Origin of the sequence: Bordetella genomosp. 11 (assembly GCF_002261215.1) — a bacterium.
Taxonomy (GTDB): Bacteria; Pseudomonadota; Gammaproteobacteria; order Burkholderiales; family Burkholderiaceae_B; genus Bordetella_C.
The window spans coordinates 284,984-306,598 of record NZ_NEVS01000001.1 but is presented as its reverse complement, the minus strand read 5'-3'; the positions used below and the strand labels follow the sequence as shown (position 1 = coordinate 306,598).

The following is a 21,615-nucleotide window of genomic DNA, read 5'->3' as shown; positions in this document are numbered from 1 at the left end:
GCTGGCTCAGTGATTCAACCCGAGACGATAACTCGGATCCGCCGGCGGCGGAGCGGCCCGCGCGGAAACGCGGCACAATGCGCCAACGCTCATACAAGCACGGAAACATGATCCGCCTGGACGACCTTACGCTGTTCGTGCGCGCCGCGGCGCTGGGCAGTTTCTCGCATGCCGCCCGCGAAGTCGACCTGCTGCCCGGCCAGGTCAGCGCGGCGATCAAGCGGCTGGAAGCGGAGCTGGGCATCCGCCTGTTCGCCCGCTCCACGCGCAGCCTGCGCCTGACCGCCGAAGGCGAACAGTATCTGCCCTATGCGGTCGGCGCGCTGGACACGCTGCGCGAAGGCGGCGAGCGCCTGCAGCCTTGCGATGCGGCGCTGCAGGGCACGCTGCAGATCGCCGCCCCCTCGGACATCGGTCGCAATCTGATCCTGCCCTGGCTGACGGGCTTTCGACGGCAGCATCCCGGGTTGGTGCTGCGGCTATACCTGTCCGATCAGATCACCGATGTCTTTCGCGATCCCGTGGACGTCGCACTGCGCTATGGCCGCGTCGGCGACGCCAGCTTCGTCGCCTTGCCGCTGGCGCCCGCCAACCGGCGCGTGCTGGTCGCGGCGCCGGACTACCTGGCCCGCCATGGCCGGCCGCACAGTGTGGACGACCTGGCCGCCCACGCCTGCCTGGTCTACATGATGCACGGCCGCCCCTACGACAAATGGCGTTTCGGCGAAGGCGACGGCCGCCGCACCGTGGCGGTGTCGGGGCCGATGCAATGCGACGACGGCGACGCCGTGCACCGTTGGGCCCTGGCCGGCCAGGGCATCGCGTACAAGTCCTGGCTGGATGTCGGTGCCGACGTCCGCGCCGGGCGGCTGGAAGTGATCCTGCCGCATGTTGCCGGCGAGCCCGCGCCCCTTAACCTGATCTGCCCGCATCGCAAGCAGTTTTCGCCGGCCGTGCGCCTGCTGCACGCCGGGCTGCGCGAGGTCTGCGAGCCGCTCGCCGAAGGCATGCCGGCGATCGCCGGCGAATGACCTTCCGACGCCGGCCTGTCCGCCGGCGTCGAGCGGGCCTAGGCCAGGCCCAGCATGTCCGCCAGGCTGGCCGACACGGTTTCCGTGACGATGTTGATATGCGCCTCCAGGTCGCGCAGGTGCTGGTCCATCGCGCGCACGGCGGCGGCCGTCTCGCCGCGTTCGATCAGATCGACCACGTGCGCATGCTCGTCATGCTCGCACGTCGCATTGCCAGGGGGCTGGTAGATCGCCACCACCAGCGCGCAGCGCGATACCGTTTCCATCAAATACCGCTGCAGCAGGGGATTGCGCGACAGCTCCGCCAGCTTGGTGTGGAACGCGCTGGCCAGCAAAGCCCATTGCGCCTGCCCGCTACGCCGCATGGCCTGGTGCTCCTGGCGCAGATGCCGGCGCAGCATGGCGTAGTCCGCCCGCGTGGCATGCAGCACCACCAAAGGCACGATGGCGGCCTCCAGCGCGCGCCGGGCCTCGAACAGCTTGCCGACTTCCTCCGGCGTGGGCACCGCCACGACGGCGCCGCGGTTGGGCCGCAGCTCGACGACGTGATCGCGCGCCAGCCGCTGCAGCACCCGCTGCACCAGGGAGCGGCCGACGCCGAACAGTTCGCACAGCGCGGCCTCCGGCAGCTTGGTGCCCGGCTTCAGCCGCTGTCCCAGCACGCTTTGCAGGACGGCCTGGTAGACCCGTTCCTCGCCGTCGTTGGCCTGTTCGTCGCCCCTGGCCGCCGCCCTGGCCGATACCAGCCGGGCGGGACGCACCTTGGGCCGCCCGCGGGGCCGCGGCGCGGCGGATTTCCTTGTCGCGGCCGTCATGGCAGCGCGTCGACGTGGCGGCAGATGGCGCCCGGCGTCGTGATCCAGATATCGCCGTCGTCGCGCGCCCGCGCGATGTGCTCCAGCGCCCGGCGCAAATGCAGCAGCCGATACGGCTGGCCGACCAGATAGGGATGCAGCGCGATGCCCATCACCAGCGGCTGCCGCCGCGACTGCCGCCGCATCTCGTCGAAGTTGTCGACGATCATGCCGGCGAAGTCCTTGGCGTCCATCTGGCGCGCGACGATCATCGGGATGTCGTTCAGTTCCTGCGGATAGGGAATCGACCAGAAGCGCTGGCCGCCGCGCGTACGCATGCGCACCGGCTGGTCGTCGTGGGCCCAGTTCAAGGTGTAGCGGTAACCGGTTTCCGCCAGCAGGTCGGTGGTGACGCGCGATTCGGCGATCCAGGGCGACAGCCATCCGTCGGCGCGGCCGCCCAGCGCGGCGATGCGATCGCGGCAATGCTCCAGGAGCGCGCGCTCCTGGTCTTCGGACAGCGTGCTCTGGTGATCCGAATTGGTGTGGCCGTGGCCGATCAATTCGTCGCCGCGCCGCATGCACGCTTCGATAAGCCCTTCGCAATGGTCGAACACGGACGTATTGGCGATGATGCCGGCGGGAAAGCCCAGCGCATCGAACAGCTCCAGGCAGCGCCACGCGCCCACGCGGTTGCCGTACTCGCGCCACGAATAATTCAGCACGTCCGGTTCCGCCAGCGCGGCGCCGAGTTTCGCGCCCAGTCCTTCGCCGAAGGCGAAATGCTCGATGTTGAACCCCAGGTAGACCGCCAGCCGCGCGCCGCCGGGCCAATGGTAGTCGGGACGCTGATGGATGGGCGAATAGTCGAACCTGTCGTGCGTGGCCGGTTTGTCGAAGCGGGAAACCATCGTCATCGGAAAGACCTCTAGCTTGGCTCGGAAGGGCGTGGCGCGCGCCGCGACGGCGGCACGTCCATGGCCGCGGCGCCGCATCGTCCCCGATGCGACAAAGCGGTGCGTCATGCACGTATCGCGCCATGCGCCGCACCGTATTGGCGCATCGATGCGCCCGGCACGCGTCCGCGCGCGCCACGCGATGCAGCGACATTATCTCCAACCGGCTATTTTTTGCCGACAAAAATTAATGCCGATCGACGACAAAAATTTCGGCGTGTGGCGAATGGCATACGCAGCCGATGTTGGCATGGATGTTGCATTTACACCCTGGCGCCACGCACGGCGATACGCCAACCGCATCCCGACCAGCACAGGGGAAACCATGATCCGTCCATCCCGCCGCACATTCACCGCAGCCACCGCCGCCATCATGTTCGGCCTGGGCTGGCTGCCCGCCGTCCAGGGCGCCGAACCCATCAAGATCGGTCTCGTCGCCGCGCTCTCTGGCCAGTCCGCGCTGTCGGGCGAGGCGATCACGCGCGGCCTGCAGACGGCCATCGACGAGATCAATGCGCAAGGCGGCCTGCTCGGCGGGCGGCAGCTGGTGCTGGTGCGGCGCGACGATGAATCCAATCCCGCCAAGGGCGTGACCGCCGCTCGCGAGCTGATCTACCGCGAGAAGGTCGCCGTGTTCTTCGGCGGCATCGATACGCCGGTGGCGCTGGCGATCGCGCCGCTCGCGAACCAGGCCAAGGTGCCCTTCATGAATCCCTGGGCCGCGGGCACCGCCATCACGCGCAACGGCGCGGATCCCAACTACGTCTTCCGTGTGTCGGCCGTCGACGAACTGGTCGACAAGGGCATGCTCGCCTACGCCCAAAAGACCTTCCACACGTCGAAGTTCGGGCTGCTGATGATCAACAACCCATGGGGCGAATCGAACCAGAAGGGCCTGGTCGCCGCGCTCAAGGAAAAAGGCATGGCCCCCGTGGCCAGCGAGAAGTTCGAAGCCACCGACGTCGACATCGTGCCCCAGCTCACCCGCCTGAAGGCGGCCGGCGCCGATACGATTTTCCTGGTGGCCAACGTCGGCCCCGCCGCACAGGTGGTGAAGTCCATGGACCGCATGGGCTGGAAGGTACCGGTCGTCTCGCACTGGGGCGTGGCCGGCGGCCGCTTCACCGAGCTGGGCGGCCCCAACGCCAGCAACGTGCATTTCGTCCAGACCTATAGCTTCTACGGCAAACTCTCGCCCGTGGGCGAGCAGGTCGTGAAGGAACTGAAGGCCAAGTACCCGGACATCAAGCAGCCCAGCGATATCACGCCCGCGGTGGGCGTGGCCAATGCCTACGACGGCATGCGCCTGACCGCGCTGGCCATCGCAAAGGCCGGATCGACCGACGGCGATGCCATCCGCAAGGGCTATTACGCCATCGATCAATACCAGGGCCTGATCAAGACCTACTCCCATCCCTTCAGCCCCACCCAGCACGATGCCCTTACGGAAAACGACTATGTCTGGGCGCAATTCATCGACAACCGCATCGTGCCCGTCGGCATGAAGCCCTGACCGGCCCGCGCGCGCCGGACCGACGATGCAGCTACTTTCCGCGCTCATTACCGGGATCAGCCTGGGCAGCATGTACGGCGTGGTCGCGCTGGGCTTCACCATGACCTACGCGGTGTCGGGCACGGTCAACTTCGCCCAGGGCAGTTCGGTGATGCTGGGCGCGGTGCTGTGCTTCGCTTTCTCGCAGTCCGTGGGCGCGCCCATGTGGCTGGCCGTGCCGCTGGCCCTTGCCGTCTGCGCGGTCTACGGCATGGCGGTGGAGGCGCTGGCCGTCCGGCCCTTCGCCAGCCGCGGCTCCAATGCCTGGCTGATGTCCACGGTCGCGCTGGGCATCGTGCTCGACAACGTGGTCATGCACACCTTCGGCAAGGAGCCGCGCAGCCTGCCCTCGCCGCTGGTGGGCGAACAGATTTCGCTGGGCGGCGTCGGCCTGGGCGTGTATGCGCTGCATCTGGTGATCCCCGCCGTCGGCCTGGCCATGGCGGCCGCGCTGCATGTGGTGTCGCGCCGCACGCGATGGGGCAAGGCCCTGCTGGCCGTGGCGCAGAACCGCGACGCCGCGCGCTTGATGGGTATCCCGATACGGCGCGCCATTACCGCGTCGTTCGCCCTTTCCACCTGCTTCGCCGGCATCGCCGGCATCCTGATCGCGCCGCTGTTCAACGTCAGCGCGGAGATGGGCACGCTGTTCGGCATCAAGGCGTTCGCCGTCGCCATCCTGGGCGGTATCGGCAGCGCCTGGGGCGTGATGGCCGCCGGCCTGCTGTTCGGCATCGCCGAAGCGCTGATCGTCACCTACATCGGTTCCGGCTACACCCAGATCATCACCTTCGGCCTGGTAATCGTGCTGCTGGCGATGCGGCCGGACGGCCTGCTGGGCCAGGCGGGAGTACGCAAGGTATGAGCATCGCATTCCACCCGGCATTCCACCCCTGTCGGGCGCGCCGCCGCGCCGGGAGCCTCGCCCCATGAAGCGCGCGGGTATCCCCATCGCCGTACTGGCCGCGGTACTGTGCCTGGTGCTGGCCGCGACGCTGAACAGCTACTACGTGTTCGTGCTGGCCAACGTGGCGCTGGTCGCGATCGTGGGCATCGGCCTGAACGTGCTGCTGGGGCTGACCGGCCAGGTCTCTTTCGGCCACGTCGGTTTCTACGCGCTGGGCGCCTACACGGTCGCCGTCCTGACGACGCAGGCCGGCTGGAGCTTCTGGCCCGCCTGGGGCGTGGGCGCGCTGCTGTCGGCCGCCGCCGGTGCGCTGCTGGCGCTGCCCGCGCTGCGCGTCAAAGGCCCCTACCTGGCGATGATCACCATCGCCTTCAGCTTCATCGTGCAGCACGCCATCGTCGAAATGCCCGCGCTGACCGGCGGCCAGAACGGCATCATGGGCATCCCGCCGCTGGCGCTGGCCGGTTTCGCGCCGGAACAGGCCGTGGCGATGGTGGCCATCGCCACGGCGCTGGCGCTGCTGGGTGCCTACGCCGCGCTGGCGCACGGCATTTGGGGCGCCGCCATGCGCGCCACCATGGATAGCGAAACCGCCGCGGAATCCATCGGCCTGAACCCGCTGGTCATCAAGACCGTGGCCTTCGCCGTTTCCGCCGCGCTGGCGGGGCTGGCGGGCGGATTGTTCGCGCCGCTATCCGGCTTCGTCACGCCGGATACTTTCAGCTTCATGCAGTCCATCCTGTTCGTGCTGGTCGTCGTCATCGGCGGGGCCGGCACGGTGAGCGGTCCGATCGCCGGCGCCATCGTGGTCGGCGTACTGCCCGAACTGCTGGCGTCGCTGGAGTCGTACCGCCTGCTGTTCTTCGGCGCCTTGCTGTTGATAGTGCTGTGGCTGGCGCCCGAAGGCATCGCCGGCCTGGCGCATCGCTGGCTGGGCGCGCGCGGCCGGGCTGGCCGGCACCCCGCCCGGGACACCGACGCGGCGCTGCCCGCCCTGCCGGCACGCGACCGCCACGCCCTGCGCGTGCGGGCGCTGGGCATGGCCTTCGGCGGCGTGCGCGCCGTCAGCGAACTGGACCTGGACGTGGCGCCGGCGCGTGTCACATCGCTGATCGGCCCCAACGGCGCGGGCAAGACCACGGCGCTGAATATGTTCAGCGGCTTCTACGTCCCCACGAGCGGCCGCATCGCCCTGGCCGAGCGCGAACTGCAAGGCCTGCCCGCCTACCGTATCGCGCGTTGCGGTATCGCCCGCACCTACCAGACCTCGCAGTTGTTCGGCAGCCTGAGCGTCCTGGATAACGTCACGCTGGCGATGGCGCGCGGCCGCCTGGGCGGCCTGCTGTCGGGCGGCGCCCGCACGGCGGCGGCCCAGCGCGGGCACGCGCGCGGCCTGCTGGCCTTTTGCGGCTATCTGGGCGACCCCGACGCGCCGGCCGCCAGCCTGGCCCACGTCGACCGCCGCCTGGTGGAGATCGCCCGCGCGCTGGCCACCGATCCCGATGTGCTGCTGCTGGACGAGCCGGCCGCCGGCCTGAGCCGCGAAGACAAGGAAGGCCTGGCGACGCTGCTGCGGCGCATTGCCGACGCGGGGCCCGGCGTGGTCGTGGTCGAACACGATATGGCCCTGGTCATGGGCATCTCCGATCACATCGTGGTGCTGGATGCCGGCCGCCGCCTCGCCGCCGGCACGCCGGCGCTGATCCAGGCCGACCCGGCCGTCCGCCAGGCCTATCTGGGCGAACAGCACGATACCCGGCCGCCCGCGGCAACGGCGGCCGGACGCATGGCCGGGCACGAGATGCTGGGCATCGGCGAGCTGGTGGCCGGCTACGGCGCCGATCCCGTCCTGCACGGCATCGACCTGCAGGTGCGCGAGGGCGAAATGGTGGCGCTGCTGGGGGCCAACGGCGCGGGCAAGTCGACGCTGATGCGCACGCTCGCCGGCCTGCATCGCGCCACGGATGGCGGCCTGCATTTCGAAGGACGCCCGCTGAACGGACTGGACGCCGAAGCCATCGTCAAGCTGGGCATCGTCCTCGTCCCCGAGGGCCGGCAGGTCTTTCCCGATCTTTCGGTACTGGACAACATCCGCCTGGGCGCCTTCCTGCATCCGCACGGCAGCGAGGCCCGCGCGCAAGCCATGCTGGAGCGCTTCCCGCGGCTGCGCGAGCGGCTGCACCAGCGCGCGGGCCTGCTGTCCGGCGGCGAACAGCAGATGCTCGCCCTGGCGCGCGGCCTGATGGCGCAGCCGCGCCTGCTGCTGCTGGACGAACCGTCGCTCGGACTGGCCCCGCGCATCATCGCCGAATTGTTCGAATCGCTGGATGGATTGCGCCGCGAGCGCATGACGCTGCTGCTGGTCGACCAGATGGCCGGGCTGGCGCTGGCACTGGCCGACCGCGCCTACGTCATGGAAGCCGGGCGCATCGTCGCCCAGGGCACGGCAAAGGATATCGCCGGCAACGAGATGCTGGCCCGCGCGTATCTGGGGGCCGCGCCCGCCAGCCCGCATGGCATGGCAACCCAAGGAAAGGAATCATGAACGATCTCCAAGGCCAGCGCATCGCCGTCCTGGGCGGCAGCAGCGGCATCGGACTGGCCACCGCCGCCCTGGCCAGCCAGGGCGCGCACGTCCTGATCGCGGGCCGCTCGCGCGACAAGCTGGCGGCCGCGCGCGCGGCCTACCCCGCCATCGCGGCCAGCGCCTGCCTGGACATGACCGACGACGCGGCCGTGCGCGATTTCTTCGCCGCCCATGACGCCTGGGACCACGTCGTCGTATCCGGATCGCAGACGCGCACCGGCCCGGTCCGGGCCCTGGACCTGGACGACGCCTACGACGCCATGCGCAGCAAGTTCTGGGGCGCCTACCACGTCGCGCGCGCCTGCCACATCCGTCCGGGCGGATCGCTGACCCTGGTTTCCGGCGTCTTCAGCGTGCGGCCCGACCGCAACGCGGTCCTGCAGGGCGCCATCAATGCCGCCCTGGAAGGACTGGCACGGGGCCTGGCGCTGGAACTGCGCCCGATCCGCGTCAACGCGATATCGCCCAGCGTCACCGACACCCCGCTCTGGAACAAGCTGGACGAGGCCGACCGGCGCCGCAAGTTCCAGTCCTTTGCGGACCACGTGCCCGCCGGCCGGGTGGCCGATCCCGCCGCCATCGCCCACGCCATTCTTGCCGTCGCGCTGAACCCCAGCATCACCGGCTCCACCCTGCTGGTGGACGGCGGCGACGCCATTGCCTAAGCAGCCCTGACACGCCCCCCGGAGACCCACGCCATGAAGCTCCTGCATGTTCCCGTCATCGATATCTCGCGTTTCGCATCCGGCGGCGACGCGGACAAGCAGGCGATCGCGCGCTCGGTCGACCAGGCCTGCCGCGACATCGGCTTCCTGATCATCTCCGGCCACGGCATCGACCCGGCGCTGATCGAGCGCATGCGCGACGTATCGCGCCGTTTCTTCGACCTGCCCCTGGCGCGCAAGATGGAGGTCGCGCGTCCCGGCATGGACGTCGCGCGCGGCTACATCGGCCTGGAAGACGAATCGGTGGGCCGATCGCGCGACGCGGCCGCCACGGCGGGCGACCTTAACGAAAGCCTGATGATCGGCCCCGTGGACATGCCCGAGGCGGCCTACGCCCACGCGCCGGCCGCCGGCCGGCATTTCGCGCCCAATATCTGGCCGGAAGAGCCGGCCGACCTGCGGCCGACGTGGACGGCGTACTACCGCGCCATGGGCGACCTGGCCCGCACGCTGATGCGCATCTTCGCGCTGGCGCTGGGCCTGGACGAGCACTACTTCGACGGCAAGGTCGACCGCCACATCAGCCGCCTGCGGCTGCGCAACTACCCGGCGCAGGACACCCCGCCCCTGCCCGGGCAGATCCGCGCCGGCGCGCATTCCGACTATGGCAGCCTGACCATCCTCGCCACCGAGGACCGCCCCGGCGGCCTGCAGGTGTTCAACGCCGACGGCCAATGGGTGGACGTGCCCATCGTGCCTGACTGCTTCATCATCAATATCGGCGACCTGATGGCGCGCTGGACCAACGACCGCTGGGTATCCACCCTGCACCGCGTGGTCAACCCGCCCCTGGACGCGCGCGCGGAAAGCCGGCGCCAGTCCATCGTGTTCTTCCACAACCCCAACTACGACGCGCGCATCGAATGCCTGCCGACCTGCCGGCAAGCCGGCGCGCCGGACAAGTATCCGCCCACCACCTCCGGCGAACACCTGCGCGCCATGTTCGTGGCCACCCAGAACGCCACCATGTAGCCGCGCGGCGCCGGAATTTGGCATGGGTATTGCTTTATTCGGTATGGCTTGCACGGTGCGCTCCCGCGCCCACCGCAAGCCGCGTCCGGCGGTGCACGCCGCCCGGCGCGTTCCCCAACTTGGAAGATCTCGCATGCACAACCACTACGCTTTCGCCCCGCCTCGCCGCCTCGCCACCCGCCTGCTGGGCATGCTGGCGCTGACGCTCGGACTCGCCGTCTCCCACATCGGCGCGGCGCGTGCCGCCTATCCCGACCATGCCATCCAGGTCGTCATCTCCTTCCCCCCCGCCGGCGCCACGGACGTGCTGGCGCGCGCCATCGGGCAGAAGCTGTCCGCCGAACTCAAGCAATCGGTCATCGTCGAAAACCGGCCCGGCGCGGGTGGCGCCATCGGCCTGCAGGCCGCGGCCAAGGCGCCGGCCGACGGCTACACGATCTACCTTGCCGCGGTCACCAACGTCGCCGTCGCGGCGGCGCTGTACCCGAAGTGGCCGGCGGACCTCGGCAAGGACTTCACGCCCATCGCGGGCGTGGGCATCGTCCCGCATATCCTCGTCGTGCCGGAATCCCTGCCGGTGAACAATGTCGGCGAACTGGTCTCGTACCTGAAAGCCAAACCCGGCCAGTACAATTTCGCATCGCAAGGCACCGGAACCCTGTCGCACCTGGAAGGCGAATTGTTCGCCCTGAAGACCGGCGTGAAAGTCACGCACATTCCGTATAAGGGCAGCGGTCAGGCCCTGCCCGAACTGGCTTCCGGCTCTTCCAGCTTCATGTTCGACAGCATCCCCGGTTCCATGCCGCTGATCCAGGCGAAGAAACTGAAAGTGCTGGCGGTCGCCTCCGGCGCCCGCGTCGGCCAGCTGCCGGACGTCCCGACGATGAAGGAAGCCGGCATTGCCGGCGTGCAGGCGGATAATCTGTTCGGCTTCGTCGCGCCCAAGGGCACGCCGCAGGCAGCCATCAATACGATTGCGCAGGCCCTGCAGAAAGTACTGGCCATGCCGGAGCTGAAGGCCGCCATGGTGGCGCAAGGGGCGGAATTGATGTACACCCCGGCACAGCCTTTCGCCGAAGCGATCGCGAAAGAACACAAGACCTGGGCCGACGTCGTCAAGGAAGCCCATATCTCCATCGAATAAACCACCGAGACACCCAGCGCCATGTCCCCGTCCACGCAGGAATTCTGGTCCTTCCCCTACACGTCGCAGCGCATGCCGGTCCTGGCCGACAACGTGGTCAGCACATCGCAGCCGCTGGCGGCCAGCGCCGGGCTGGGCATGCTGATGCGCGGCGGCAATGCGATGGACGCGGCGCTGGCCACGGCCATCGCGCTGACGGTGGTGGAGCCCTGCATGAACGGCATCGGCGGCGACGCCTTCGCGCTGGTCTGGGACGGCAAGGATCTGCACGGCCTGAACGCCAGCGGCCGCGCGCCGGCCGCCTGGACGCCGGACCGCTTCGCCCACCTGGACAGCATGCCTTTCCGGGGCTGGGACGCGGTGACGGTGCCGGGCACCGTATCGGCATGGCGCGCCGCCAGCGAACGCTTCGGCTCGCTGCCCTTCGAAGACCTCTTCGAGCCCGCCATCCGCCTGGCGCGCGACGGCTACCTGGTGTCCCCGACGGTGCAGCGGCAATGGCAGGCGCAGGTGCCCGGCCTGATCTCGCAACCGGGCTACGCCGAAGCCTTCGCCCCGAACGGCCGCGCGCCGCTGCCGGGCGAGCGCTTCGTCTGCCCCGGGCAGGCGCAGACCCTGGAAAAGATCGCCCGCAGCAAGGGCGACGCCTTCTATCACGGCGAGCTGGCGGCGGCCATCGCGGCCCACGCCCGCGCCACCGGCGGCAGCATCACCGAGGCGGACCTGGCGGCCCACCGTGCCGACTGGGTCGAGCCCATCCGCATGAAGTACCGCGACGTGGAGCTGGCCGAAATCGGGCCCAACGGCCAGGGCATCGGCGCGCTGATGGCGCTGGGCATGCTCGACACGCTGGACCTGGGCGCGCTGCCGGTGGATTCCGCCGCCAGCGTGCACCTGCAACTGGAAGCCATGAAGCTGGCCTTCGCGGACATGTACGCCTACGTCGGCGATCCGGCCGCGATGACGGAAGTTACCGCCGGGCATTTACTGGACCGCGACTACCTGGCCCGCCGCGCCCGCGCCATCGATCCGCGCCGCGCCGCCTATCCCGGCCCGGGCAATCCGCACGGCGGCGGCACGGTCTACCTGACCGCCGCCGATCGCAACGGCATGATGGTGTCCTTCATCCAATCGAATTTCAAAGGCTTCGGCTCGGGCGTCGTGGTGCCCGGCACCGGCATCGCGCTGCACAACCGCGGCTGGGGCTTCAGCACGCGCGCCGGCCATCCGAACCAGGTCGGACCGGGCAAGCGACCCTTCCACACCATCATTCCCGGCTTCGTGATGCGCGGCGGCCAACCGCTGATGACCCTGGGCCTGATGGGCGGCTCGATGCAGGCGCAGGGCCACGCGCAGGTGCTCTGCCGCCTGGCCGACTACGGCCAGAACCCCCAGGCCGCCAGCGACGCGCCGCGCTGGCGCGTCAAGGACGACAACCGCGGCGTCGCCATGGAATGGAATACGCCGGCGCAGACCCTGCAAGGCCTGAAGGACCTGGGCCACGACATCACGCAATCGCCGCGCTTCGACACGGAATTCGGCTGCGCGCAGATGGCGCTGCGCCTGGACGCCGGCGGCTACCTGGCGGCGTCGGACCATCGCAAGGATGGCTACGCGATGGGCTGCTGACGCAGCCGCGGCGCCCGCCATCCGTCCAAGGCCGCGCAACGCGCGGCGCGGGCCCGCGCCAAAACGCCCGGGCCCGCGCAAAACCCGATTGACGCCCGCCACCCCGGCGGGTAAACCTGGGCCGTCCGGTTTCGCTCGCATCGGCCGGATCGACAAACAACCACGCCACGCGATCCGCGCCGGATGTCCCCCATGGCCACGCCTTGGGGCCGCATCCGCCCACGGCCGGCGGCGCCGGAAATACAAAAAAGGCATCCCCGCGCCAACGGGACGATCATGCCTACCCAGGAGACAGACAATGAGAACCCCGTTCGTGCGGTTTGCCTTGCTGCTGTGCCTAGTTGTCATCGGTTCGCTGGTCCTCGCGCCCACCCATGCCCAGAACATTTCCATCGCCACCGGCGGCACGGGCGGGGTGTACTACCCCATCGGCGGCGGCATCGCGGCCCTGCTCTCCAAGAAAGTCCCCGGCATGGAGGCCACCGCGGAAGTGACCGGCGGCTCGGTCGACAACCTGAAGCTGATCGACGGCGATGCCTCCTACATCGGCATGAGCATGTCCGACGCCGCGCAGGACGCCTATCGCGGCCAGGACAAATTCAAAAGCGGCAAGGTGCCCCTGCGCACGCTGATGATCATGTATCCCAACCGCATGCACGTCGTCACGGTACAGGGCAAGGGCATCGAGACCATGGCCGACCTGAAGGGCAAGCGCGTGTCCACCGGCGCGCCCGGCAGCGCCACCGAAGTCATGGCCTTCCGCCTGCTGGAAGCGGCCGGGCTGGACAAGGACAAGGACGTGAAGCGCGAACGCCTCAGCGTGGCCGAATCGGTCAACGCGATCAAGGACAACAAGATCGATGCTTTCTTCTGGGTCGGCGGCCTGCCCACCGCCGCGGTCACCGACCTGGCCAATACACCCGGCACGACGCTGAAGATGATAGACAACGCCGACCTGGTGCCGGCGATGAACAAGAAGTACGGCAACCTCTACGTCGCGGACACCATCCCCAAGGCTACCTATCGCGGCATGGACCGGGACAATCAGCAGGCCACGGTGATGAACATCCTGGTCGCCAATGAAAAAATGCCCGACCAGGCCGCCTACAACATCGTCAAGACCATCTTCGAAAGCCGCGAGGAGCTGATCGCCGTCCACAAGGACACGGCCGACTTCAAGCTGGAAAACCAGAAGTCCGCCGCCACGCCGGTGCCTTTCCACCCGGGCGCCGTCAAGTACTACAAGGAACGCGGCTTCAGCGTCGACTGAACCGCCGCCGGCGGCCGGCCCGCGTGCCGGCCGCCCTTAACGTACGCCCACCCGTCCAGGGAGCCGCCGCATGAGCGATGCAGCACGAACGGACGCGCCCGCCGCCGTCGATGACGAGGCGCTGCGCAAGGCCGAGGAATATATCGAACAGGAAGAAGGCGCCGCCAACCGCTTGACCGGCCGGCTGGGCGCCTTCCTGACCATCGCCGCGGTGGCGATGTCGCTGTTTCACCTGTATGCCGCCTATGCCATCGTGCCGACGCAGATACTGCGCCCCGTGCACGTGGCCTTTGTGCTGTTCCTGAGTTTCCTGGTGTTTCCGGTATCGCGGCGCTTCCGTCATCGCATCATGGCGTGGGACTGGATACTGGCATCGCTGGCGATCGCCATCGTCGTATACCTGATCCTGGGCGGCGACGATTTCACCGACCGCAATACGCGGCCGCAGCCCTGGGATATCTTCTTCGGCGCCGCCCTGATCCTGCTGGTCATGGAGGCCATGCGCCGCACCATAGGCTGGATTCTTCCCGTCATCTGCATCTGCTTCCTGCTGTATGCCTTCCTGGGCCCCTACCTGCCCCATCCCTGGACGCATCGCGGCTACAGCATCGCGCGGCTGGTGGGCTTCATGTACATGACGCTGGAAGGCATCTTCGGCGTGGCGGTGGACGTATCCTCGTCGCTTATCATCCTGTTCACCATCTTCGGGGCCTTCCTGCAATTGTCGGGCGCGGGACGCTTCTACATCGACTTTTCGTTCGCCGCCATGGGCGGCAAGCCGGCCGGCGCCGGGCGCACGGTGGTGCTGGCCTCGTTCCTGCTGGGCGGGCCGTCCGGGTCGGGGGTGGCGACCACCGTCACGCTGGGAACGGTGGCCTGGCCCATGCTGGCCAAGGTCGGCTATGCGCGCGATGCCGCGGGCGGCCTGCTGGCGGCCGGCGGGCTGGGCGCCATCATCTCCCCGCCGGTCATGGGTGCCGCGGCCTTCATCATCGCCGAGTTCCTGAAGATCTCGTACCTGGACGTGCTGCTGATGGCGGTGATCCCGACCCTGTTGTTCTACCTGGCGTTGTTCCTGATGGTGGAGATCGACGTGCGCAAGTACGGCATGGGCCGAACCGTTTTCGCCAAGGTCGACACGGTATGGAACCTGACCCGCCGATACTGGTTTCACTTCCTGTCGCTGGTGTCCATCGTCGTCTTCATGTTGATGGGCTTTTCGCCGGTGCTCTCGGTGTTCTGGGCCATCGTCGTGTCCTTCCTGACCAGCTTCCTGCGCGCGGACACGGCGATGATTTCCTATGACCTGTTCCGCGGGCGCGGCCCGGCGGCGCCGCTGCTGCTGCGATCGCCGCTGGTCGAAGCGCTGCGCACCGGCTCGATCGGCATGCTGGGCGTGGGCGCCACCTGCGCGGGCGCGGGCATCATCGTCGGCGTGGTCACGCTGACCGGGCTGGGACTGAAGTTCAGCGGCATCGTCATCGACTACGCGGCCGGTTCGCTGCTGCTGACGGCGATCTACACCGCGCTGGTGGTGTGGATCATCGGGCTGGCCGTGCCGGTCACCGCGTCGTACATCATCTGCGCCGTCATCGCCGCGCCGGCGCTGATCAAGCTGGGCGTGCCGGACTATGCGGCGCACATGTTCATCTTCTACTACGCCGTGCTGTCGGAGGTCTCGCCGCCGACCGCGCTATCGCCCTTCGCGGCGGCGGCCATCACGGGGGCCGATCCCTACCGCACGACGATGCAATGCTGGAAGTACACCATCCCGGCCTTCCTGGTGCCGTTCATTTTCGTGCTGGCGCCCAGCGGGCAGAGCCTGCTGCTGATGGGATCGGCCCAGGCCCTGGCGACGGCAAGCATCTGGCAGATCGCCGAAGTCGCCCTCACGGCCGCGGCGGGGATCTTCGCGCTGGCGGCGGGATTCCAGGGCTGGCTGCTGGTGCAGGCATCGGCCCTGCAACGGGTCATGTTCATCGTGGCGGGCTTCGCGCTGGTGTATCCGGGGGCGGTATCGGACGGCATCGGTTACGCGCTGGTGCTGGTCGCGCTGGCCATGCAATGGCGGGCGTACCGCCGCTCAGGACGCGCGAGCGGGATGGGGCACAAACGGGATGGGGCGGCAGCCGGATAGCCTGCGTACAGGATCCATTGCCTACTGGCTTGCAGCCTGGCACTGCCGCCCGCGCGCCGGTCAGGCGTAGCGCTGTCTCACCAGAGGCGGGGAAGGTTCGATCCTGGCGGGATGTTCGGCTTTGTCCAGATACCGGGACAGGTGCCGTGGGTCGCCGACCCGCATCAGCTGGCCGCTGAACGTCAAGTTGGCCTTCTCCCAACTCATCAGCTGCGGGCGTTCGGGCAGGAGCTTTTCGATACTCGCATCGTCCATCCCCCGGCCCTTGAAGAACACGGCCCACTCCTTGCATACTTGCGCCAGGCGCTGGACCCGATATACCTGGTAATGCGCGATTCCGGCCGCATAGGCACCGCTGTCTTTCAGCACCTTCATGACGCGCTGCCAGCGATAGGCGTTGGCCGCATCGGACCTGCCGGGGGCGTGGTCGCTCCCATTCGCCGGCGATAGGAAACGCCCGGGAAGGGGATCGACCACGGCGCGGACCAGGCCGATGGCGAACAATTTCTCGGCCTGCCTGCGCGTGGCCTGCGGATGGATGGCTGTGTAGTTGTCGATGGCGGTGTTGTACGCGCCGTGTTCCTTCAGAACGTCCGTCATGCCCTCAAGCCAGCGATACACCGCTTCACGGGCGGTGGGAGCATTCTCCACCAACACATGCTGTGGCACCGCCTCTTGCTGGGCAGGCTCGGGATCGACGGCACGCGCGCCGACGGACGCGATCAGCGTGGCGATGGATCCATCCGCCGGCAGAGCCATCGGCGCCTGGTCGGGGATAAGCGGCCACGCGGGAACGTGCGATGGGAGGCTGGAACCGATTTGCATAGTCTATCCCTCTATGTGAGCGCCGAGCTGGCACGGAAAGGCTATGTGCCGGGGTCCATAGGCGGATTCCGGCACACGCAAAGAATCGGACAAACATCGGACGAAGTCAGCGGCCAGCAAACGGGGCCGGTCAGCGATGGTTACGCAGCGCTTGGGTGATTGCCTCGTAGATTTCGCCGCTTTGCTCGTCTTGCGACGAGACTTTCGCGTAGGGCGCCAGTATTTCCTTCAGGCCTCCCGCCATGAGCCTTGCCTGCCGTGCCGAGGCTTGCGTACCCTGCAGCCAGCGTTCGTCGAGTGAGGACGCAGGCTTTGCCGGAGACCGAAACGCGTCCAGGATCGGCCACGGATCCATCGCCACCGCGACCTCATACTCGCAAAAGTCTTTGACGGGCTTGGCATAAAGGCTGCAAAAGCCCGTCGGCGGCGCCGACATGTCCGGCTCCCCGAAACGGTCGATATTCCACAGAACTGCATCGATGATCTGAACGGATTCGACCACCTGCGCTTCTTCGTGGATGCCGCACTGCGTGAAAATGCGCTTGGCCTCTTCGAGCAATTTCGCCATTTGCTCCCGGCTGCGTTTTCCCTGTTCCTTGATGTCTCGCAAGGCATCAAGCTCGTGCACAAGCTTGTCCCCTGCTTCTTTCGCCAAGGCTTCGTTCGCGAGCATGCCGGTGAGCGCGCGCGTTTCCGTCTCTAGCCCCAACCTGGCGGTGTAATAAGCCGCCGCCTTTGCCGGGCTCTGTCCTGGAGAGCCCCCATAGAGACATTCCACCAAGCCATCGAAGCAGTACTCCGCCAGATGGGGTTTGCCTCGGCTTCCCCGGGCATGGATGAATGCGATGTCCTGGGGCGATAGTTTTTCGCCCAGATAAGACAAGATTTCATGGCCCATACGGGCCGTGACACGATCGATACGGGAAACATCCAGGACGCCGTCGCCGGCCGCCGGGGAATATGAGGCGTTGGAAGTGCCGTTGTGGAAAGTACCGCTGTTGACCGGACCGGGGTTGGAAAACATGGCCTCAGCTCCTTTGGACAAGAAGCCGTCTGTGCCACGGGGCAGGGGCCCGTTCCGCCGGCGCCACGCTTGCAATGCCGCGGTGCCGGTGCCCGCAAGCGATGGCGGATCCATCCGGCGTTGCCCTACCCGCACCCCCCGCCGTTCAAGCCGTGACGACCAGCGCCTCCACCCCGCGCACGGTATTGCGCTTGCGCCATTGCAAGGCATCCAGGTCCACCAGTCTCATGCCGGGCAGGCGCGCCAGCAAGGTACCCAACCCGATCTGCAATTCCATCGCCGCCAGCCGCGCCCCCAGGCAGTAATGGATCCCGCCGCCGAAGGCAATCAGCCGGTTGCCGCCTTCGTTGCGTTCGATCAGCAGCCGGTCCGCGTCGGCGAAGCGCCCGGGATCGCGGTTGGCGGCGCCCAGGCTCATGAAGACGATGGACCCCTTGGGCAGCGCGATACCGCCGGCTTCGGTGTCCTCCAGCGCCATGCGCGTGATGAACTGGACCGAACTGTCGTAGCGCATGCATTCGTTGATGGCCCTGGGCAGCAGCTCCGGCTGCCCGGCGAGCAGACGCAACTGGTCCGGATGCCGGTGCAGGGCGATCAGCGCGTTGCCGATCATGTTGGCCGTAGTCTCGTGGCCCGCCACGAACAGCAGGATCACGTTCGAGACGATTTCGTCTTCCGTCAATCCCTGGCCATCCTCTTCGACCGACAGCAGCACGGAGACCAGGTCGCCCCCCGGCTGCCGGCGACGCGCCTCCACCACTCGGCGGAAATAATCCTCGACGTTGTGCATGGCAGCATTGACTTTCTCCAGGGCCGGCGCGTCCAGCGGCGCGGCTTCCAGCGCCTGCACCAGCTGGCTGACGTCGCGCTCCAGCATGTCCGCGTCCGCCACCGGGATGTCCAGCAGGCGGCAGATGATGCGCACCGGCAGGGGCTGGCTGTAGGCCGGCACAAGGTCGAAGGCCTGGCCACGGGGGAAAGCGTCGATCAGCCCGTCGGCGACTTCCTGGCAGACCTGGCGCAGGCCGTCCACCCGCCGCGCGTCGAAGGCTTTCATCAGCAGCGCCCGCAGGCGCGTATGCGTCGGCGGGTTCATCATCAGGAACATGCGCGCCAGGCCCTGGAAGATCGGCTGGGCCGGGCCGTCCTCGCCGTAGCGGGCGCGGATGCTTTCCATATAACCCTTGCCCATGCGGCGATCCAGCAGGATGGCGTCGATCATGTCGTAATGACCGGTCATCAGGATATGCGGCGCGACATTGAACAGCTTGCCGCGCGCGCGCATTTTCTCGTAAAGCGGGTAGGGATCGCGATAGAACTCGGGGGTAGACAGGTCCTGCAGCTTCATGACAACTCCAACATCGAATCACGGCGCGCCGCGGCTTGCGGCCTTGCGTCGACCACCAGGAATAACACGCCGGCGGTGACATTTATTCCATTCCCAGCCTCACGCGCAGCTGAAAGGCGGGCACCGCGCGGCCAGGGCGGGGCGCCCCCGGGGCCCGGGGGCGCCGGTGCTAAACTCTGTAACGACCCCCGCCCGTACGCGACCACGGCGCATTCGCCGCAGCCCCCGGCGCGCCGCAGGCCCTCCCGCGCGCGACCGCCGGAGACGTCGCAGGGACCGGACACATCCAGACTTTCCGCTATTCCACCGTTGAGTGAGGTTCACGAGCAAATGTCTACCACGTCGAAGATCATCTACACGCTGACCGACGAAGCCCCGGCCCTGGCCACGTATTCGCTGCTGCCCATCGTCCAGGCCTACACCCGCTCGTCGGGCGTCGCCGTCGAAACCCGCGATATCTCGCTGTCCGGCCGCATCATCGCCACCTTCCCCGAATTCCTGACCGACGCCCAGAAGATCTCCGACGACCTGGCGGAACTGGGCCGGCTGGCGACCACGCCGGAAGCCAACATCATCAAGCTGCCCAACATCAGCGCATCCATCCCGCAGCTGAAGGCCGCCATCAAGGAATTGCAGCAGCAAGGCTACAAGCTGCCCGACTATCCGGACGAGCCCGCCAGCGACAAGGAAAAGGACATCAAGGCGCGCTACGACAAGATCAAGGGCAGCGCCGTGAACCCGGTGCTGCGCGAAGGCAATTCCGATCGCCGCGCGCCGCTGTCGGTGAAGAACTACGCGCGCAAGCATCCGCACAAGATGGGTGCCTGGTCCGCCGACTCGAAGACCCACGTCGCCCACATGGACGGCGGCGACTTCTACGGCAGCGAGAAATCCGCGCTGATCGCCAACCCGGGCGCCGTCCGCATCGAACTAGCCGCCGCCGACGGCAGCACCAAGGTCCTGAAGGAAAAGACCAACGTCAAGGCCGGTGAAATCATCGACGCCGCCGTGCTGAGCAAGGACAAGCTGCGCAGCTTCCTGCAGGCGCAGATCGACGATGCGCGCCAGAAGGACGTACTGTTCTCGGTGCACCTGAAGGCGACGATGATGAAGGTCTCCGACCCGATCATCTTCGGCCATGTCGTCTCCGTCTTCTACAAGGACGTCCTGGCCAAGCACGCCGACACGCTCAAGCAGATCGGCTTCGATCCCAACAACGGCATCGGCGACCTGTACGCCAAGATCGCCACGCTGCCGGCCGACAAGCGCGCCGCCATCGAAGCCGACCTGCAGGCGGAATACGCCCAGCGTCCGCGCCTGGCCATGGTGAACTCCGACAAGGGCATCACCAACCTGCACGTTCCCAGCGACGTCATCGTCGACGCCTCCATGCCGGCCATGATCCGCGAAGGCGGCAAGATGTGGGGCCCGGACGGCAAGGCATACGACGCCAAGGCCGTGATCCCGGACCGCAGCTACGCCGACATCTACCAGGCCGTCATCGACGACTGCAAGAAGAACGGCCCCTTCGACCCGGTCACCATGGGCAGCGTGCCCAACGTCGGCCTGATGGCGCAAGCCGCCGAAGAGTACGGCTCGCACGACAAGACCTTCCAGATCCCCGCCAACGGCACGGTGCGCGTCGTCGACGAAGCCGGCAAGGTGCTGCTGGAACAGCCGGTGCAGGCCGGCGACATCTGGCGCATGTGCCAGACCAAGGACGCACCGGTGCAGGACTGGGTCAAGCTGGCGGTCAACCGCGCCCGCGCCAGCGGCACCCCGGCCGTCTTCTGGCTCGACAAGGGGCGCGCCCATGACGCCCAGATCATCGCCAAGGTCGAGCGCTACCTGAAAGACCACGACACCAAGGGCCTGGACATCCGCATCATGACGCCCACCGAGGCGTGCAAGTTCTCGCTGGAGCGCATCCGCCAGGGCAAGGACACCATCTCGGTCACCGGCAATGTGCTGCGCGACTACCTGACCGACCTCTTCCCCATCATGGAACTGGGCACCAGCGCCAAGATGCTGTCCATCGTCCCGCTGATGGCCGGCGGCGGCCTGTTCGAAACCGGCGCGGGCGGTTCGGCGCCCAAGCACGTGCAGCAGTTCGTGGAAGAAGGCTTCCTGCGCTGGGACTCGCTGGGCGAATTCCTGGCCCTGGCCGCCTCGCTGGAACACCTGGCGGACGTCCACGGCAACGCCGGCGCCCGCGTGCTCGCCAAGACCCTGGACGAAGCCACCGGCAAATTCCTGGACACCGACAAATCGCCCGCCCGCAAGGTCGGCGGCCTGGACAACCGCGGCAGCCATTTCTACCTGGCGCTGTACTGGGCCCAGGCACTGGCCGCCCAAACGGAAGACAAGTCCCTGCAGGCCAAGTTCGCCGGCATCGCCAAGACCCTGACGGACAACGAAGCCAAGATCGTGCAGGAACTCGGCGCGTCGCAAGGCAAGCCGCAGGACATCGGCGGCTACTACCGTCCGAACGCCGATAAGACCAGCAAGGCCATGCGGCCCAGCGCGACGTTCAACGATGCGTTGAAGCAGCTGGGCGCCTGATCGCCCGATCGGTTCCCGCGCGGAATAACCGGCCCTGGGTAGTACCAGGGCCGGTTTTTTATTTGCCGTCCGCCAGATACCCTCAAGCGCATTCAATAAACATTCAGCTTTTAACAGCAAAGTCATAATCGTCACGTAGCGTGACAGCCCTT

Annotated in this window: 16 protein-coding genes; 11 read left to right on the top strand and 5 right to left on the bottom strand. The window is 67.6% G+C overall.

Features of this window, described 5'->3' with window-relative positions; all coding sequences use genetic code 11:
* Window positions 1–107 precede the first annotated feature (107 nt).
* Complete coding sequence (locus tag CAL28_RS01405; RefSeq protein ID WP_094840557.1) at window positions 108–1,031, top strand: LysR family transcriptional regulator; 924 nt, start codon at window positions 108–110, stop codon at window positions 1,029–1,031.
* 38 nt (window positions 1,032–1,069) lie between these two features.
* Here the strand turns inward: CAL28_RS01405 and CAL28_RS01400 are convergent, their stop codons facing one another.
* Together CAL28_RS01400 and CAL28_RS01395 are read right to left on the bottom strand one after the other, a co-directional pair.
* Window positions 1,070–1,846: a GntR family transcriptional regulator gene (locus tag CAL28_RS01400; protein WP_094839639.1), complete on the bottom strand. Its 777-nt coding sequence runs from the start codon at window positions 1,844–1,846 to the stop codon at window positions 1,070–1,072.
* The gene (locus tag CAL28_RS01395) at window positions 1,843–2,736 is read right to left on the bottom strand and encodes a polysaccharide deacetylase family protein (protein WP_094840556.1); all 894 of its coding nucleotides are present in this window, start codon (window positions 2,734–2,736) and stop codon (window positions 1,843–1,845) included. Before CAL28_RS01395 ends, CAL28_RS01400 begins: the two co-directional genes overlap by 4 nt.
* Window positions 2,737–3,106: 370 nt before the next feature.
* Between CAL28_RS01395 and CAL28_RS01390 the strand changes: the two genes are divergently transcribed.
* From CAL28_RS01390 to CAL28_RS01350, 9 genes are all read left to right on the top strand, one after another.
* Complete coding sequence (locus CAL28_RS01390) at window positions 3,107–4,294, top strand: ABC transporter substrate-binding protein (protein ID WP_094840555.1); 1,188 nt, start codon at window positions 3,107–3,109, stop codon at window positions 4,292–4,294.
* A 25-nt stretch (window positions 4,295–4,319) separates the two neighbouring features.
* Window positions 4,320–5,198, top strand: a complete 879-nt coding sequence (locus tag CAL28_RS01385; RefSeq protein WP_094839638.1) for a branched-chain amino acid ABC transporter permease — start codon at window positions 4,320–4,322, stop codon at window positions 5,196–5,198.
* Window positions 5,199–5,262: 64 nt separating this feature from the next.
* A complete protein-coding gene (locus CAL28_RS01380) occupies window positions 5,263–7,785 on the top strand; it encodes a branched-chain amino acid ABC transporter ATP-binding protein/permease (RefSeq protein WP_094839637.1) in 2,523 nt (840 codons plus the stop codon).
* Window positions 7,779–8,492, top strand: coding sequence for an SDR family oxidoreductase (locus tag CAL28_RS01375; RefSeq protein ID WP_440588360.1), 714 nt, complete (start codon window positions 7,779–7,781; stop codon window positions 8,490–8,492). The genes CAL28_RS01380 and CAL28_RS01375 overlap by 7 nt, the downstream gene beginning before the upstream one ends.
* A 33-nt stretch (window positions 8,493–8,525) precedes the next feature.
* Window positions 8,526–9,524 (top strand): isopenicillin N synthase family dioxygenase, encoded by a 999-nt coding sequence (locus CAL28_RS01370; RefSeq protein ID WP_094839635.1) that lies wholly within the window; start codon window positions 8,526–8,528, stop codon window positions 9,522–9,524.
* 133 nt (window positions 9,525–9,657) lie between these two features.
* Entirely contained in the window at window positions 9,658–10,668 is a 1,011-nt protein-coding gene (locus tag CAL28_RS01365; RefSeq protein WP_254925952.1) for a Bug family tripartite tricarboxylate transporter substrate binding protein, read from the top strand.
* Between the two features lie 21 nt (window positions 10,669–10,689).
* Window positions 10,690–12,297 (top strand): gamma-glutamyltransferase family protein, encoded by a 1,608-nt coding sequence (locus CAL28_RS01360; RefSeq protein ID WP_094839634.1) that lies wholly within the window; start codon window positions 10,690–10,692, stop codon window positions 12,295–12,297.
* A 298-nt stretch (window positions 12,298–12,595) separates the two neighbouring features.
* The gene (locus CAL28_RS01355) at window positions 12,596–13,567 is read left to right on the top strand and encodes a TAXI family TRAP transporter solute-binding subunit (protein ID WP_094839633.1); all 972 of its coding nucleotides are present in this window, start codon (window positions 12,596–12,598) and stop codon (window positions 13,565–13,567) included.
* A gap of 70 nt (window positions 13,568–13,637) precedes the next feature.
* Window positions 13,638–15,704, top strand: a complete 2,067-nt coding sequence (locus CAL28_RS01350; RefSeq protein WP_094839632.1) for a TRAP transporter permease — start codon at window positions 13,638–13,640, stop codon at window positions 15,702–15,704.
* Between the two features lie 60 nt (window positions 15,705–15,764).
* Here CAL28_RS01350 and CAL28_RS01345 read toward each other — a convergent pair whose 3' ends face one another.
* The 3 genes from CAL28_RS01345 to CAL28_RS01335 form a co-directional block, all read right to left on the bottom strand.
* Window positions 15,765–16,529: a hypothetical protein gene (locus tag CAL28_RS01345; RefSeq protein ID WP_094839631.1), complete on the bottom strand. Its 765-nt coding sequence runs from the start codon at window positions 16,527–16,529 to the stop codon at window positions 15,765–15,767.
* A 130-nt stretch (window positions 16,530–16,659) separates the two neighbouring features.
* Window positions 16,660–17,553, bottom strand: a complete 894-nt coding sequence (locus CAL28_RS01340) for a hypothetical protein (RefSeq protein ID WP_094839630.1) — start codon at window positions 17,551–17,553, stop codon at window positions 16,660–16,662.
* A gap of 145 nt (window positions 17,554–17,698) precedes the next feature.
* Window positions 17,699–18,901 (bottom strand): cytochrome P450, encoded by a 1,203-nt coding sequence (locus CAL28_RS01335; protein ID WP_094839629.1) that lies wholly within the window; start codon window positions 18,899–18,901, stop codon window positions 17,699–17,701.
* A gap of 330 nt (window positions 18,902–19,231) precedes the next feature.
* Between CAL28_RS01335 and CAL28_RS01330 the strand changes: the two genes are divergently transcribed.
* Entirely contained in the window at window positions 19,232–21,463 is a 2,232-nt protein-coding gene (locus CAL28_RS01330) for an NADP-dependent isocitrate dehydrogenase (RefSeq protein WP_094839628.1), read from the top strand.
* The last annotated feature ends 152 nt before the right edge of the window (window positions 21,464–21,615 follow it).

Coding starts and splice junctions, on each gene's coding strand:
- CAL28_RS01405 (WP_094840557.1), top strand. CDS start 108: ATGATCCGCCTGGACGACCTTACGCTGTTCGTGCGCGCCGCGGCGCTG.
- CAL28_RS01400 (WP_094839639.1), bottom strand. CDS start 1,846: ATGACGGCCGCGACAAGGAAATCCGCCGCGCCGCGGCCCCGCGGGCGG.
- CAL28_RS01395 (WP_094840556.1), bottom strand. CDS start 2,736: ATGGTTTCCCGCTTCGACAAACCGGCCACGCACGACAGGTTCGACTAT.
- CAL28_RS01390 (WP_094840555.1), top strand. CDS start 3,107: ATGATCCGTCCATCCCGCCGCACATTCACCGCAGCCACCGCCGCCATC.
- CAL28_RS01385 (WP_094839638.1), top strand. CDS start 4,320: ATGCAGCTACTTTCCGCGCTCATTACCGGGATCAGCCTGGGCAGCATG.
- CAL28_RS01380 (WP_094839637.1), top strand. CDS start 5,263: ATGAAGCGCGCGGGTATCCCCATCGCCGTACTGGCCGCGGTACTGTGC.
- CAL28_RS01370 (WP_094839635.1), top strand. CDS start 8,526: ATGAAGCTCCTGCATGTTCCCGTCATCGATATCTCGCGTTTCGCATCC.
- CAL28_RS01365 (WP_254925952.1), top strand. CDS start 9,658: ATGCACAACCACTACGCTTTCGCCCCGCCTCGCCGCCTCGCCACCCGC.
- CAL28_RS01360 (WP_094839634.1), top strand. CDS start 10,690: ATGTCCCCGTCCACGCAGGAATTCTGGTCCTTCCCCTACACGTCGCAG.
- CAL28_RS01355 (WP_094839633.1), top strand. CDS start 12,596: ATGAGAACCCCGTTCGTGCGGTTTGCCTTGCTGCTGTGCCTAGTTGTC.
- CAL28_RS01350 (WP_094839632.1), top strand. CDS start 13,638: ATGAGCGATGCAGCACGAACGGACGCGCCCGCCGCCGTCGATGACGAG.
- CAL28_RS01345 (WP_094839631.1), bottom strand. CDS start 16,529: ATGCAAATCGGTTCCAGCCTCCCATCGCACGTTCCCGCGTGGCCGCTT.
- CAL28_RS01340 (WP_094839630.1), bottom strand. CDS start 17,553: ATGTTTTCCAACCCCGGTCCGGTCAACAGCGGTACTTTCCACAACGGC.
- CAL28_RS01335 (WP_094839629.1), bottom strand. CDS start 18,901: ATGAAGCTGCAGGACCTGTCTACCCCCGAGTTCTATCGCGATCCCTAC.
- CAL28_RS01330 (WP_094839628.1), top strand. CDS start 19,232: ATGTCTACCACGTCGAAGATCATCTACACGCTGACCGACGAAGCCCCG.